Here is an 893-nt window from a genome sequence, read left to right on the forward strand (position 1 = left end):
CCGTCATCGTCCTCAACAAAGCCGACCTCCCCGAAACCGCCCAATGGCGCGAGAAACTCAAATTCTACGAAACCCTCGGCTACTCCGTGGTCGAAACCAACGCATTGGAAAACGCCGACATCCTACGTCCCATTTTAGAAGGGCAAACCAACATCCTGCTCGGACAAAGCGGCATGGGCAAGTCCACCCTGACCAACGCCCTACTCGGCAACCAAGCCGCCCGAACCGGCGACATTTCCACCGCGCTCGACTCCGGTAAACACACCACCACCCACGCCCAACTATACGATTTAAACGCAGAAACCCGACTCATCGATTCCCCCGGCCTGCAAGAATTCGGCCTGCACCATCTCCAAGCCGCCGATTTATTACAATACTTCCCCGACCTGCGCCACCTTATCGGCCAATGCCGTTTCCACAACTGTACCCACCGCGCCGAACCAGGCTGCGCCGTCAAAGCCGCTGCCGAATCAGGCGAAGCCAAACCCGAGCGCATCGAATTTCTGCAACGCGTTACCGATGAATTGTTGAGATAAAGATTGAATGGAAATAAGCGTTTGGATAAATAAAAAGGCCGTCTGAAAATTTCAGACGGCCTTTTGTTGAAGCATAACCAAATTTACCTTTCAACCGGTATCGCTACCTTAGCGGGAAAGAGAAGGTGCTTTTCGCGGCGGATTGATCATGAGAAGAATGGCTTCTTCAATTTTTTTGTCCTCCCGATCATGGAGCTCTACCGGAAACTTCAGACGCAACACTGCAACAATAGCGCCAACCGATAAGCCTGCATCATTAAGCAACTCAATTTCTTTAAGTACAGGTGCGGAAAGGTTTAACATGGTTTCTCCTTAAGATTTGATACTAGCCCACTTTATCCCCGGGCTGTGCGCCTG

2 protein-coding genes are annotated in these 893 nt (G+C 51.5%); one reads left to right on the plus strand and one right to left on the minus strand.

Annotated features, from left to right (window positions below; genetic code table 11):
• A partial coding sequence (rsgA, locus tag ACTHUR_RS12595) for a ribosome small subunit-dependent GTPase A (RefSeq protein WP_440398824.1) occupies positions 1–536 on the plus strand: 536 nt, incomplete at its 5' end.
• 108 nt (positions 537–644) lie between these two features.
• On the opposite strand, the gene ACTHUR_RS12600 is transcribed toward rsgA, so the two are convergent.
• The gene (locus ACTHUR_RS12600; protein ID WP_107810647.1) at positions 645–839 is read right to left on the minus strand and encodes a virulence regulator; all 195 of its coding nucleotides are present in this window, start codon (positions 837–839) and stop codon (positions 645–647) included.
• Positions 840–893 lie beyond the last annotated feature (54 nt).

It is taken from the genome of Neisseria sp. P0021.S007 (genome assembly GCF_051956855.1).